The sequence below is a fragment of the Kitasatospora sp. NPDC002543 genome, from assembly GCF_053594915.1.
Genome location: NZ_JBSFWR010000057.1, coordinates 1 through 13501 on the forward strand (window position 1 = coordinate 1; position 13501 = coordinate 13501).

Sequence of the window (13501 nt, forward strand, 5' to 3'; positions counted from 1 at the left end):
CTGCCCCCGCCGTCGGGCGCCCCACTCGCCCCACGGCAGTCTGAAAATCATCCAGCCCCCGCAGCACCCACCCCCGGAGCCGCCCCCGGCCCCCCACCCTCCCGAGAGCCCCCCTCCCCCGCCGACCCCCGCAGGGCCCGCTCCAAGTCCCGCAACGCCTGCCCCACCAACCGCGTCCCCGCCCGCACCACATCCCGCTGCACCCCCGGCGGCGCCGACGCCAACCCCTCCTCCAGCCAGGCCTGCGCGTCCCGCACCGCACCGAACTCCACCGGCTGCCCGGTCAGCATCGCCGCCGCCGCGAGCGCCGTGGCCAGCCGCAGTTCCTCCGCGTACGCCGCCGTCCCCGGGACGGGCTCCGCGTCCCCCGCCGGCAGGTGCGCCTCCAGCAGCACCGCCGCCCGCCCGAGGGCCCCGACGGCCGCCCGGGCCCGGTCGATCTGGCGCCGGCTGACCCCGGCCAGCCCGGATTCGTGCCGCCCCGGTTCCGCGTCGGCCCGCTGCATCGCCTGGATCAGCTCGGAGCGGGCCTCCCGCGAGTCGAGCAGCGCGCTCCGCACCACCCGTCCGCGCGGCGCCGACGGCACCTCGTAGCAGGCGATCACCGCTCCCGCGTACCGTCCGGCCGCCGCCAGCCATTCGGCGAGCCGTTCGCCGAGCCGGGCCGTCTGCCAGGTCGGGAACAGCGCGTACGTGACGAGCGCGATCGATCCGCCGAGCAGTGTGAGCCCGACCCGTTCGAAGGCCGTCACCAGCGGGTTGCCCTCCTGCAGTCCGAGCAGGAACACCACGTACGTGGAGATCCCGACGGTGGTGAGCGCGTACCCGGTCCGAAAGGCCAGGTAGGACCCGCCGATGCAGACCACGGCGAGTGCGGCGAGCACCCACTCCCCGGGGTGGGCGAGCTGCACCACGAGCGTCGAGACGGCGACCCCGACGACCGTTCCGGCGAGCCGGGCGACGCCCCGGCTGTAGGTCTGCGCGAAGTCCGGCCGCATCACCATCGCGGCGGTCATCGGCGCCCAGTAGCCGTGGTGGAACCCGACCAGCCGGGCCAGCAGGTAGGCGACGGTGACCACCCCGGCGAGCCGGACGGCGTGCTGGAAGATCGCCGAGCGCGGGTGCAGCTGCCGCCGGACGGCCCGCGCCGCGACCGGCAGCATCCGGGCGATGGTCGGCTTGTGCAGCGATCCGCCGGCGCCGACGACGGGCGTGGTGATGGTGTCCTCGTCGTTGCGGTCCAGGGTGTCGGCGGCCTTGCGCAGCAGTCCGCCGAGCCGCCGGGCGGAGCGCCGGGCCGCGCCCTGGAGCCGCGGTCCCTCGTCCGAGCCGACCAGGGTGAGCGAGGGCGCGGAGCGGGGGAGCCGGACGGGGTCGCCGCTGCGGACGGCCCGGGCGAGGGCGTCCATGACCTCGGCGGCGGCGGCCAGCACCTCCCGTGCCCGGTCCCGTTCGGGCCCTTCCTCGGGGGCGCCCACCTTGGGGTCGGCGAGTGCGGCGAGGGTGGGCCGGATGCGTTCGGCGATGCCGCGCAGGCCGCGCAGTTCGGGTGGCCGGTGGCGGTCCTGCCAGGGGGTGAGGGCGGCCGCGTGGCGGGCCGTCATGAACGGTTCCGGGTCCACGTGCGCGGTCGGGTCCTGACGCAACCGCCGCGCGTAGTCGGCGAGTTCGGCGTAGGTGTCGGCGAGCGCCTCCCGTTGGGCGGTCCAGCTGCCGATCGGCCAGACGGTGATGACGGTGGCCTGGACGACCCCGCCGAGCGCGGCGACCAGCCCGTGGCCGAGCGCGGTGGCCGTGCTGACCGGGAGCTGCACGACGATCAGCATCACCGAGACGGTGTTGGTGGCGACGACTCCGGCGGTGGGCCCGATCGCCCAGGCCAGCCCGGCGCCGAAGGCCCACACGGCGAGCAGCACCGGGAACAGCCCGGGGACGCCGGCGGCCAGGTAGCCGAGGAAGGTGCTGATGCCGAGTCCGGCGCCGGCCGCGACGGCGAGGCTGGCCCGGGGCCGGAAGCTGCGCTGGAAGGTGGCCGAGCCGGCGATGAACGCGCCCATCGCGGCCGAGGTGGCGAGCGCGACCCCGCCGAGCGCGAGGGTCGGGAAGAGCACCAGTGCCACCGCGACCGCCCCGCGCACCGCCCGCTTGGGGTCGGTGAGCGCCCGGTCCAGGGTGAGCCCGGTCCGCGCGGTGTCACGAAGTGCGGCGAACCAGGACATAGCGACATCCTAGGGGGCGGACCTCCGGCGGATCCGACTCAGCCGCGCCGCGACCCACAGCAGTGCCCCGGTCGGCAGGAACACCGCGTCCGCCGCGATCATCGCGAGCGAGAAGACCGGCAGCCCGAGCACCACCGCGATCCCCGCGTGTTCCAGCATCATGACGGCCAGCAGGACGTTCTTGACCCGCCGGTTGAGCAGCGTGAACGGGAACGCCACCTGGAGGAGCACGGTGCCGTACGAGATCAGGAAGACCGGCAGCAGTGCCGAGCCGACCAGGGCGGACAGCCCCGGCCAGGGGGTGAAGTAGTCCAGGTGCAGCGGGTAGTACAGCGCGGTGCCGTCCTGCCAGCGCGAGCCCTGCACCTTGTACCAGCCGGCCGTGGCGTAGATCAGCACCACCTCGGCGGCGATCACCAGCATCGCGCAGTTGTGCACCATGTTGGCCAGCGCGTCGAGCACCGCCCGCGGCTCGCCGTCCGGCCGCAGCCGGCCGAGCACCCACCAGAGCCCGGCCACCGCCCAGAGCCCCCAGAACAGCGGTGACCAGCCGAGGTACGGGAAGGACCGGTCGGTCCAGGTCAGGCCGTCGCCCGCGAACCCGCCGAACTGACAGGCCGCCAGGGCGGTGCCGAGCAGCGCCCAGAGCACCGCCCCGGTCCGTCCCGCCCGGGGCCGGCGCGCGTCCAGCGACCAGACCTCGGCGCAGCGGGTGAAGACCAGGTAGACCGCCATCAGGTGGACGACGTTGTCGCCGCCGTCGCCGAGGAAGACGTCGCGGTTCTGCAGGGACAGCACGGTGACCAGGAACAGCACCGTGCTCGCCTTGGTCCGCCAGCCCAGCAGCACGGCCAGCGCCGCCAGCACCGCCAGGTGGTAGACCAGTTCGAACCAGAGCCGTCCGCCGAACCAGGGCAGCACGGTGAACGCCCCGTTGTCGGCCAGCAGCCGCTCGGCCAGTTCCATCGACCAGGGGGAGCGGTCGCCGTACAGCACCCGCCGGTGCGGCCACTCGCGCAGCAGGTAGGCCAGCCAGACCAGCCCGAAGCCGATCCGCACCACCGCGGCCTGGTGGCGGCCGAGCGCCCGCCCGGTGAGGGCCTCCGCCGCCCGGCCGAGCGGCGAGCGCGGCCCGCCCGTCTCCCGGACGGCCCCGGGCTGTCGCGGCAGCCGGTCGGCGGGCAGCGCCCCGTCCGTCGGGCCGGCCGGCGCCGTCGTCCCGTTCATCCGAGCAGCCCCCGGTAGTCCTCGTCGGTGACCCGCCACCACGGCAGTTCCCGCACCCGGGGCGCCGGCGGCGCGGGCTCGCCGCTCCAGGACGGCGGCGGGACGGTGGCCGCGGTCGAACGGAACTGGATCTCCACGATCCGCTCGCCGTCCGCCTCCCGGCCGATCCGCTGCAGGGCGATCCGTTCGAGGTACTGCTCGGCGAGCCCGGCGCGCGGGGAGGTCCGGGTCTCGTCCTGCGGGTTGTGCGAGCCGTCGTAGAAGTCCCAGGCCCGGCGCAGCAGGTTCTGCTCGACGTGGCTGGGGGCCGGGTTGCCCCGTATCGCGGCGACGTCCTGGGCGGTCAGCCCGATCCAGTCGTGGGTGCGGGTCGTCCCGTCGGACGCGGCGGTGCGGACCCTGGCGTCCACGCCGACGTTCTGCTGGAGCGGGTTGGGTGCGAACAGCTTCCAGTTCTGCTCGAACTCCGGGTACACCACGCCGTCGATCTCGTCCCGGTACTGCCGGGACACCGAGTTGGCGGGGGAGACGTGCAGGAACACCGCGGCGAGGAACAGCCCGGTGCCGCCGGCCAGCACCGCCCCGGCGAAGCCGAGGACCAGCTGTGCGGGCCTGGACCAGGCCCGCCCCGCGGCCGGCCGGTCCGTCGTCTCGGTCATGGCATCCCCAGCCCGGTCGGCGGGCGCCGCCGGCCCGCTGCCGGCGTGCTCGCGCGCGCCCATCCTGCCCTAAGGCGTGGGCGCGGACCGTCAGAGGACGAAGGCCTCCTGGCCGGTGCTGCTCACCATCGGACGGCCCGCGCCCTGCCAGGCGTACATCCCGCCGTCCACGTTCACGGCTTCCCGGCCCTGCTGCACCAGGTACTGGACGACCTGCGCGGAGCGGCCGCCGACCCGGCAGAGCACGTACAGCTTCTCGTCCGGCAGTTCGCCGAGACGGGCGATCACCTCGCCGATCGGGATGTGCAGCGCGCCGTCCACGTGGCCGGCGTCCCACTCGTCCTGCTCGCGCACGTCCAGCAGGGCGGCGTCGGCGGGCACGGCGGCGGCGTCGGCGGAGGGGATCTGCGGGAACATCGTGTGGCTCTCCTGGGATTCGCTGGGGTCGGTGTCATTGTCGCCCACCGGCGACGTTCCGTGGTCGTCGGAGGACGGGCCGGCCGCCGGGGCGGGGCCGCCGAGCAGCCGCTCCAGCTCGGACTGCTGCGCGGCGGCCTTGGCCAGCAGTTCCTCGGCGAGCTGTTCCAGCAGCCGGTCCGGGTCCTGCGGGGCGAGGGCGAGCAGCCGGCCCATCGGGGTCTGCTCCAGCCGGACCTGCTCGGCGGCGGTCTCGGCGATCTTGGCGGTCAGCCAGTCCAGCCGGCGGCGCAGCCAGTCCGCGCGGTCGGGGGCGTCGACGGCGGGCGCGGCCTCCGGCGCGGTGGACCACTCGGCGGCCAGGGCCCCCAGGGCGGACGCGTCCCCGTAGGCGTAGGCCTCGTTGACCCGGACCAGGAAGGCGGCCCGGCGCTGTTGTTCGGACGGGTCGGTGGTCAGGTCGGGGTGGGCGCGGCGGACCAGCTCGCGGTAGATCCGCTGGGCCTCCTTGCCGGGCCGCACCCGCGCCGGCGCGGCGGGCGGCGGCGGGGCCGGCTCGCCGTCCTGGCCGGACTGCTCCCGCACCGAGTCGAACAGCGCGTCCAGGTCGGGCAGTTCCTCGACCTGCCGGCGCGCCTCGGCGGCCCGGCGCAGGTCCTCCGGCCGGCCGGTGCGGGCCGCGACGGCCTCGGCGACGAGCGCGTCCAGCTCGTCCAGCCGGGCGTAGAGCGGGCCGAGCAGCTGGTGGTGGATCAGCGCGAAGTTGTCGATCTCGACCCGCAGCGTCTGCACGTCCACGTCCATGCTGAGCCAGGCCAGCTCGGCGGCGGCGACCCGCTCCTCCAGTGCCTGCTGCTCCGGGTCCGTCCAGCGGGCGGGGCTCTGCGCGCTCACTTCTCGCCTCTGTCTCGTCCGGCCGGCCGGGGTCCTGCGGGCCACCCGTACGGACGGTCCGGCCTGCCACCCTACCGCCGTGATCGCGGGCCCCGTCCGGATGAACCGGGGGTACGGACCGGCGCGCGGCACGCGACACGCAACCGATCCTGAGGAATCTCCCCGTTTCGGTGTCGGGTCCGGCCCGGTCCGTGCTTCGCTGGTATCCGCACAGCGTGTCTTCCTCCGGAGAGACGGCCGCCCCCGGGCGCGGCGGCCAGGCGGGAGCAGAGCGGATCCATGGTGGCCGAGTCCAACTCCACACCGCGGCCGGCGGGTGACGGTACCGCGCCGGGCGACCACCCCACGGGTGTGGCCGCCCTGGTCCGGCTCGCCCCCGTCCTGGTCGACCGGTCCGGCCGGATCGCGCAGTGGGGGCGGGCCGCCGAGGAGCTCTTCGGCCACCGCGCCGAGGTCGCCCACGACCGCCCGGCCTCCGGTCTGCTGCCGGCCCTGGAGTCCCGGGTGCTCGAACGCTGCTCCGTCCGCCGCCCCTGCGACGCGTTCGACACCCTCGCCGAGCGGACGGCCGACGGCCGCCCCTGGATCGGCCGGCTGACCGTCACCGACCGCGAGGAGCACCAGCGCGACGTCCTCTGGTGGGCCTACCCGCTGCCCGGCCCGGCCGGCGGCCTGCTGGCGCTGGCCGCCGACGCCCGCCCGCTGCGCTCCACCGGGCCGCGGCTCGCGCTCGGCGAGCGGCTGCTGCCCTTCGCCGCCGCGCCCGGTGTCCGGGGCGCCTTCCACACCCCGGCGGCGGCGCTCACCCCGGCCGGGATGCCGGTGCCCGAGCCGCTGGCCCGGCTGCTGCCCGCCGCCCACCGGGCGGCGCTGCTGGCCGCGCTGGAGCGGGGCGGGCTGCCCGCGCTGCGGCTGGACCCGGGCACCGTGCTGCCGGTGCTGCCCGCCGACGTGCAGGCCGGTGCGGCGCAGGCGGCCGTCGGCCTCGGCCGCCGCTACCCGACGCCCCAGCAGCGGGCCGCCCGGGTCGGCCCGCCGGCCCAGTCCGAGCAGACCGCGCCCGGCCGCCGCCCGGCCGGCCCGCTGCCCGTCCAGCGCGAGGCCGTCGAGCGGCCCGCGGCCCGGCCGGTGGCAGCCGTCGGCGGCGCCGCGGCGGGTGGCGGCCCGGCCGTCCCTCCGCCCGGTTCCGGCCCGGAGGGCCCGGAGGTGCTCCCGTTCGGCGGGGGAGCCGCCGCCGTCGGGCGCGCCGCCGTCGAGCCGCTCGGCGACCAGGCCCCGCCCGTCACCGTCCCCCTCACCGTCCAGGTGCCCGCCCCCGCCGTCGGCGAGGGCCCGCCCGGAGGCCGGCTCGGCCCGTTCCTCACCAACGGCCAGGCCGGCGAGCAGCTGGCCCTGCTGAACGAGGTCGGCGGCAAGGTCGGCACCACGCTGGACCTCGGTTTCACCGCCCACGAGCTGTGCCAGGTGCTGGTCCCCCGGGTCGCCGACTTCGCCTGCGTGGACCTGGTGGACGGGCTGATCTCGGACTCCGAGCTGCCGGCCGCCCGCCCGGACGACGACACCATGCTGCGCCGGGTCGCCCTGGTCTACAACGAGACCGGCGGCGCCTGGGACCACGTGCTCTCGGAGGGCTCGCTGGTCAGCATGCCCCGCCGCACCCCGCCCGGGATGGCCCTGCAGCTGAACCAGCCGGTGCTGGTCCCGGTGGTCAGCTCGGACGTCGCGGTCGACTACGCGATCGCGCTGGGCGGCGCCCGGCTGGTCCCGGTGGTCTCCGGCCGCTCGATGCTGGTCGTCCCGCTCTCCGCCCGCGGCACCGTGCTGGGCATCCTCAAGCTGCTCCGGCTGCCGGACCGCGCCCCCTTCGACGAGAGCGACGCCGCGACCCTCAAGGAGCTGGCCGTCCGCGCCGCGCTGTCGCTGGACAACGCCCGCCTGCACCGCGCCGAGGCCAGGGTCGCCACCACCCTGCAGCGCTCGATGATCCCGACCCGCCCGCCGCAGATCCCCGGCGTGCAGATCGCCCACCGCTACCTGCCCGGGGACCCGAAGGCCGAGGTCGGCGGCGACTGGTTCGACGCGATCCAGCTGCCCGGCAGCCGGGTCGCCCTGGTGGTCGGCGACGTGATGGGCCACGGTCTGCACTCGGCGGCCGCGATGGGCCGCTTCCGCACCGCCATGCAGACCCTCGCCGCCCTGGACCTGCCGCCCGGCCAACTGCTGCGCCACCTGGACAACCTGGCCCACAAGCTCGGCGACGACCACCTCGCGACCTGCCTGTACGCGGTCTACGACCCGATCAACCGGACCTGCGAGCTGGCCAGCGCGGGCCACGTCCCGCCCGTCCTGGTGCACCCCGACGGCACCGGCGAGCTACTGGAGATCCCGGCCGGCGCGCCGATCGGCGTCGGCGGGGTGCCGTTCGTCGCCAAGACCATCGACGTCTCGGACGGCTCGATGCTGGTGCTCTGCACCGACGGCCTGGTCGAGGTCCGGGGCGGGGACATAGGAGCCGGTCTGGCCGCGCTCTGCGGCAACCTGATCGACCCCCGGCAGAGCCCCGAGCAGGCCTGCGACGTGGTGCTGCGGCGGCTGCACTCGGACGACCGCAAGGACGACGTCGCCCTGCTGGTGGCCCGCTTCGACGGGGTCGCCCCGTCCGAGGTGGCCACCTGGGACCTCACCGTGGACCACCGCGAGGTCGGCCGGGCCCGCTCACTGGTCCGCGAGCAGTTGGCCGGCTGGCATCTGGAGGCGCTCAGCGACACCACCGAGCTGCTGGTCAGCGAGCTGGTGACGAACGCCGTGCGGGTCGCCCGGGACACCGTGAAGCTCCAGCTGATCCGGGTGGACAAGCTGCTGGTCGAGGTCAGCGACGACAACCACAACCTGCCCTCGCTGGAGCCGGCCGAGCAGCTCGGCGAGACCGGCCGCGGCCTGACCCTGGTCACCAAGCTCGCCGAACGCTGGGGCACCGCCCGCAAGGCGGTGGGCAAGGTCGTCTGGTTCGAGCTCCCGTTCCCGCACTCCTGACGGCCCCGAACGCGCACGGGCCGCGCACGGACACCCGTACGCGGCCCGGCCGGCACGGACGTCAGGGGATGGCGGCCCCCGCCGAGCGGCGCCGCCGGGCCTCGACCGCGACCTCCCGCGAGGCGGCCGCGGCCACCGAGGTCGCGGCACCGACGCCGGCCAGCACCCGCGGCCAGAAGTCCCCGAAGACCTCGACCGAGACGGCGATCAGCAGCGCGGTGATCACCGCGACCACGTGCTCCAGACCCGCCAGGTTCGGCAGCACGATCGCCTCGCCGATCATCACCGCCACCACCAGGCCGCCGGTGATCCGGGCCCGGCAGCGGAACGCGATGCAGATCGCCAGTGCCACCACCGCGGCCGAGGGCCCGGTGTCCCGCACGTAGGCGACCCACTTCGGGAAGCCGAACACGTGGTGCGGCCCGACCGCCACGCCGACCCGGGCGAACAGCGTGCCCGCCAGGGTGCAGGTGTAGGCGACCAGCAGGGTCATCCGCCGGCCGAGCACGATCTCGGCGATCGCGAAGACCACGAACACCTGGGCCAGCGCCCCCCAGACCGGAAGGTCCAGCGCCGGCACGTACAGGGAGAGCGGGGTCCGCAGCAGCGAGACCTCCAGCGGCAGCGCCGCCCGCACCACCCCGATGTTGTTGACGAAACGCTCGCCGCCCGGCAGGTGCTGGACGATGCTGAACAGCAGGATCAGAAACGTCGCCACCGTGGCCAGCGGAACGGCCGCGAGCTTCTTGCGCACCACCGCGTCCCGGACCGTCGCGTACAACGTCCCCCACTCGGCGACAGCGACCGATCTGGCGGTTGCCAGCGGCCCCTTTCGCACGCCCCCCGCGTGGGTCCTGTGAATCACAACCGTTTCTCCGAATCCCCGAACTCTCTGCTACTCCCACATTAGAAGCCGGTTAACAGAGCCACATCGGCATGGATGGGGAGTCACGTCATCCTCTGGAGGGAGGCAGTACCCCCATCGGCCCCCCATTTCGGCCGACCGGTCCCCTCCGCCCCCCGACGGAGGGCTACCCCTTCCCGTCCCGGGCCGCCACCGGGACCCTGGGCGCCACCACGGCGGCCCGGGCGTGCCGGCGGCGGAACAGGGCGGGCAGGCTCGGCGCGACGATGAATCCCTCGGCGCGCGCGCTCGCGATGCCGATCCGCGGAATCTCGCTGCTCTTCTCGAAGAGCAGGTAACGCGGTTCCCAGATCGGCCGGTACTTGGCGTTGGCGCGGTACAGCGACTCGATCTGCCACCACCGCGAGAAGAATCCCAGGACCGAACGCCACAGCCGCAGCACCGGGCCGGCGCCGAGGCGCGATCCGCGCTCGAAAACCGAGCGGAACATCGCGAAGTTCAGCGACACCCGCTTCAGCCCGACCTCGTCGGCGCGCTGCAGCAGCTCGATGACCATGAATTCCATCAGGCCGTTCTCGGTGTCCCGGGCCCGGCGCATCAGGTCCAGCGAGAGCCCGTCCGGGCCCCACGGCACGAAGCTCAGCAGCGCCTTGAGCTCGCCGTCGCCGTCGTGGCACTCCAGCATCACGCAGCGGCCGTCGCCCGGGTCGCCGAGCCGGCCGAGCGCCATCGAGAAGCCGCGCTCGGTCGCCCCGTCGCGCCACTCGTCGGCCTTGGCCACCAGCTCGGCCATCTCCGTCTCCGAGATGGCCTCGTGGCGGCGGATGCGCACCGTGTAGCCGGCCCGCTTGACCCGGTTGTAGGCCTGCCGGACCACCCGCATCGCGCGGCCGTCCAGCGAGAACTCGTCCAGTTCGACGATCGCCTCGTCGCCCAGCTCCAGCGCGTCCAGCCCGTGCCGGGCGTAGATCACCCCGGCCTCCTCGGAGGCGCCCATCACGGCCGGGGCCCAGGCGTGCTCGCGGGCCTCGGCCAGCCAGGCGTCGATCGCGCCCGGCCAGGCCTCCGGGTCGCCGATCGGGTCGCCCGAGGCGAGCGAGACGCCGCCGATCACCCGGTAGGTGACCGCGGCCTTGCCGCTGGGGGAGAAGATCACCGCCTTGTCCCGGCGCAGCGCGAAGTAGCCGAGCGAATCCCGCTCGCCCTGCTTGTCCAGCAGGCCGCGCAGCCTGGCCTCGTCCTCGGCGGTCAGCAGCTCCTTGCCGCGCGGGCTGCGGAAGGCCACGTACAGCACCAGCAGGAAGAGCACCGCGCCCATCGCGTTGATCGCGGCGTTCACCCAGGTCGGCGCGGCGATCACCGAGCGCAGGTGCTCGGACGGGGTGATCGTGATCATCCGGCCGACGGAGTACCGGAACAGGTCCCAGAAGCCGGCGCCGGGCAGCTCGTTGGTCAGCCAGACCAGCAGCGCGCCGACCCCGCCGCCGAAGGCCAGCCCGCCGACGAAGGTGGCCGCCGCCGTCTTCGGGTTGGAGCTGTCGCCCTTGGACGTGAACTCCTTCCGCCCGACCAGCAGTGCCAGCACGAACAGGCAGGTCAGGACGGTGGAGACGTAGTTGAGCGGGTGGGCGTCGAAGCGCTCGGACGGCACCAGCATGGCCGCCACGTAGAGCAGCGCGAACATCCCGCCGAGCGCCGTGTTGAAGATCCACGCGGCGCGCTTGCGCCGCCGCATCGCGATCGCGAGGAACACCGACAGCACCGCGCTGGCCAGGCCGGCGGTCATCAGGTACGGGGTGAAGTACTCACCCTCGTTGTGCTCGTAGACCTGGTCGCGGAAGGGCACCAGCAGCACCGTCGCCACGTTCAGCAGCGCGATCAGCCGCAGGTACCAGACGGAGGCCGCGGCGGCCCGGTGGCGCCAGCGGTCGGGCACGCCCGCGGGCCGGGGCCCTTCGGACGTGGCGGACGGCTCCGACTTCACAGTGGACGACACAGCTCAATTCCAAACGATCAGATGGTGGGGCGCATCCGCGAACGGCCCGGCGCCGGGCGCCCGCTCTGCCCGACGGACTGACCGGCGACCTCACCCGGCCGACCGCCCGATCGGAGAAGCGGCCGGGGAAAAGGTCAGCCAACTCCATGTTTCCCCACCGAAGCTGAGAATCGCGTGAACCGGGTAGCGGATTCCCACCCCCGCCGAACGGCGGGGGTGACCACCCCCCGGACGTTCGGCACCCCGCCCCCGCAGCCCCTACTCTCGAAACGACCCACGCGGACCGCCCCACCCGGCCGCCCGAACCGAGGAGGCACCATCACCACCACCCGCGTGCTGATCGTCGACGACGAGATCCTGGTCCGCTCCGGCCTGGGCCTGATCGTCGGCTCCGCCGGCGACCTGGAGGTGGTCGGCGACTGCTCCGGCGGGCAGGCCGAGGAACACGTCCAGCGACTGCGCCCGCACGTGGTGCTGCTCGACATCCGGATGCCCGACCTCGACGGCATCTCGGTGCTGCGCCGCCTGCGGGCCCTGCCCGACCCGCCCGCCGTGGCGATGCTCACCACCTTCGACACCGACGAGTACATCGGCACCGCGCTGCGGGCCGGCGCGACCGGCTTCCTGCTCAAGGACACCGCCCCCGAGCAGCTGGTGCACGCCGTCCGGGTGCTCGCGGCCGGCGGCAACATCCTCTCCCCGACCGTCACCCGCACCGTGATCGGCGGCTACGTGGACGGCGGCGGCCCGGACGCCGAGGCCACCGCGCTCGCCCGCACCCTCACCGGCCGCGAGCTCGACGTGCTCGCGCTGCTCGGCGAGGGCCTGTCCAACGCCGAGATCGCCGACCGGCTCTTCCTCGGCACCGGCACCGTCAAGGACCACATCAGCGCGATCCTCGGCAAGCTCGGCGCCGCCAACCGGGTCCAGGCCGCCGTCCTGGCCCACCGGGCCGGGCTGGTCCGGCCCAAGCCCGGCGACGGGGCATGACCGCCGCGGACCACCTACCGTCCGGACGGCTGCCGGCCTGGTGCACCGCCACCTGGCCGATGCTGCTGCTGCCCGTCCTGTACTCCCTGCTGGACGCCGCCCTGGTGGCCCGGGAGGCCGCCTGGTGGCAGGTGGCGCTGTCCACGCTGGCCGCCCTCGCGCTGTTCCTGCGCCGCCGCTTCCCGGTGACGGCACTGCTGCTCACCATGCCGGGCAGCTGGGTGGACGAGATCTGGCTGGCCCCGATCACGGCCGTCTACTCGGTGGCCGCCGAGCGGCCCCGCCCCCGGATCGTGGTGCCCTGCGGCATCCTGTTCGCCCTGGTCGAGTTCTTCCACTGGCCGCTGCCCGACGGCGTCCTCGACCTCAGCCGCGCCACCGCGCTGGACGCCATCCAGGCCGTGATGCTGGCGGCCGGCCCGGCCGCCACCGGCCTGCTCGCCCGCACCCGGCGGGAACTGGCCGCCCGCCTGGACGAGCTGACCCGCGGCCAGGAGCGGGAGAGCCGGCTGCTGGCCGAGCGGGTGCTGATCAGCGAGCGCGGCCGGCTGGCCCGGGAGATGCACGACGTGGTCTCGCACCAGGTCAGCCTGATCAGCATCCAGGCCGGGGCCCTCCAGGTGAGCAGCACCGACCCGGCCGCGGTGACCGCCGCCCGCACCATCCGCGAGCTGTCCGTGCGGACCCTGGACGAGCTGCGCCAGATGGTGGGGGTGCTGCGCGGCACCGGCGGGCTGCCGGACGCCCCGCTCGCCCCGCAGCCCCGGCTGGCCGACCTGCCCCGGCTGATCGAGGAGAGCGGTCTGAGCGCCGACGCCGAGCTGGTGCCCGGCGACCGCCCGTGGCCGGAGGCGGTCGAGCGGGCCGCCTACCGCACCGTCCAGGAGGCGCTCACCAACATCACCAAGTACGCGCCGGAGGCGGCGGTGCACGTGCGGGTCCGGGCGAAGGGCCGCCGGCTGCGGGTCGAGGTCCGCAACGAGGCACCGCCGGCGCACCCGTCCGAGACCCTGCCGGGCGGCGGCCACGGCCTGGTCGGCCTGCGCGAGCGCGCCCAGCTGCTGGGCGGCACCCTCAGCGCCGGGCCGACCCCGGACGGCGGCTTCGAGGTCCGCGCCGAACTCCCGGCCGGTCACGGCTGACCGGCCCCGCCACCCGGATCGGGGGCCGGATCCGGGCCTGGGGGAACGACAAAAAAGCC

The 13501-nt window shown here is 74.9% G+C and carries 9 protein-coding genes; 3 read left to right on the forward strand and 6 right to left on the reverse strand.

Going from position 1 to position 13501, the window contains the following annotated elements; all coding sequences use genetic code 11:
• Nucleotides 1–47: 47 nt before the first annotated feature.
• The 4 genes from ACWD4P_RS23025 to ACWD4P_RS23040 form a co-directional block, all read right to left on the reverse strand.
• Nucleotides 48–2219: an FUSC family protein gene (locus ACWD4P_RS23025; protein WP_449780868.1), complete on the reverse strand. Its 2172-nt coding sequence runs from the start codon at nucleotides 2217–2219 to the stop codon at nucleotides 48–50.
• Between the two features lie 9 nt (nucleotides 2220–2228).
• Nucleotides 2229–3446: an HTTM domain-containing protein gene (locus ACWD4P_RS23030; RefSeq protein WP_449780869.1), complete on the reverse strand. Its 1218-nt coding sequence runs from the start codon at nucleotides 3444–3446 to the stop codon at nucleotides 2229–2231.
• Complete coding sequence (locus tag ACWD4P_RS23035; protein ID WP_449780870.1) at nucleotides 3443–4105, reverse strand: DUF5819 family protein; 663 nt, start codon at nucleotides 4103–4105, stop codon at nucleotides 3443–3445. The genes ACWD4P_RS23030 and ACWD4P_RS23035 overlap by 4 nt, the downstream gene beginning before the upstream one ends.
• Nucleotides 4106–4195: 90 nt before the next feature.
• Nucleotides 4196–5416, reverse strand: coding sequence for a rhodanese-like domain-containing protein (locus ACWD4P_RS23040; RefSeq protein WP_449780871.1), 1221 nt, complete (start codon nucleotides 5414–5416; stop codon nucleotides 4196–4198).
• 279 nt (nucleotides 5417–5695) lie between these two features.
• Between ACWD4P_RS23040 and ACWD4P_RS23045 the strand changes: the two genes are divergently transcribed.
• Nucleotides 5696–8449 carry a SpoIIE family protein phosphatase gene (locus tag ACWD4P_RS23045; protein ID WP_449780872.1) on the forward strand — a complete coding sequence of 918 codons (2754 nt, stop codon included), beginning with the start codon at nucleotides 5696–5698 and terminating at the stop codon, nucleotides 8447–8449.
• Between the two features lie 61 nt (nucleotides 8450–8510).
• Here ACWD4P_RS23045 and ACWD4P_RS23050 read toward each other — a convergent pair whose 3' ends face one another.
• Together ACWD4P_RS23050 and ACWD4P_RS23055 are read right to left on the reverse strand one after the other, a co-directional pair.
• A complete protein-coding gene (locus tag ACWD4P_RS23050) occupies nucleotides 8511–9230 on the reverse strand; it encodes a hypothetical protein (RefSeq protein WP_449780873.1) in 720 nt (239 codons plus the stop codon).
• 250 nt (nucleotides 9231–9480) lie between these two features.
• Nucleotides 9481–11310, reverse strand: coding sequence for a phosphatidylglycerol lysyltransferase domain-containing protein (locus ACWD4P_RS23055; protein ID WP_449780874.1), 1830 nt, complete (start codon nucleotides 11308–11310; stop codon nucleotides 9481–9483).
• A 336-nt stretch (nucleotides 11311–11646) separates the two neighbouring features.
• On the opposite strand from ACWD4P_RS23055, the gene ACWD4P_RS23060 reads away from it, so the two are divergent.
• Together ACWD4P_RS23060 and ACWD4P_RS23065 are read left to right on the forward strand one after the other, a co-directional pair.
• Nucleotides 11647–12300, forward strand: a complete 654-nt coding sequence (locus ACWD4P_RS23060) for a response regulator transcription factor (protein WP_359830011.1) — start codon at nucleotides 11647–11649, stop codon at nucleotides 12298–12300.
• Complete coding sequence (locus tag ACWD4P_RS23065) at nucleotides 12297–13442, forward strand: sensor histidine kinase (RefSeq protein WP_449780875.1); 1146 nt, start codon at nucleotides 12297–12299, stop codon at nucleotides 13440–13442. Before ACWD4P_RS23060 ends, ACWD4P_RS23065 begins: the two co-directional genes overlap by 4 nt.
• The last annotated feature ends 59 nt before the right edge of the window (nucleotides 13443–13501 follow it).

Excerpts from the sequence above, each read along its gene's own strand:
- ACWD4P_RS23025 (WP_449780868.1), bottom strand. The coding sequence starts at position 2,219 with ATGTCCTGGTTCGCCGCACTTCGTGACACCGCGCGGACCGGGCTCACC.
- ACWD4P_RS23030 (WP_449780869.1), bottom strand. The coding sequence starts at position 3,446 with ATGAACGGGACGACGGCGCCGGCCGGCCCGACGGACGGGGCGCTGCCC.
- ACWD4P_RS23035 (WP_449780870.1), bottom strand. The coding sequence starts at position 4,105 with ATGACCGAGACGACGGACCGGCCGGCCGCGGGGCGGGCCTGGTCCAGG.
- ACWD4P_RS23045 (WP_449780872.1), top strand. The coding sequence starts at position 5,696 with ATGGTGGCCGAGTCCAACTCCACACCGCGGCCGGCGGGTGACGGTACC.
- ACWD4P_RS23065 (WP_449780875.1), top strand. The coding sequence starts at position 12,297 with ATGACCGCCGCGGACCACCTACCGTCCGGACGGCTGCCGGCCTGGTGC.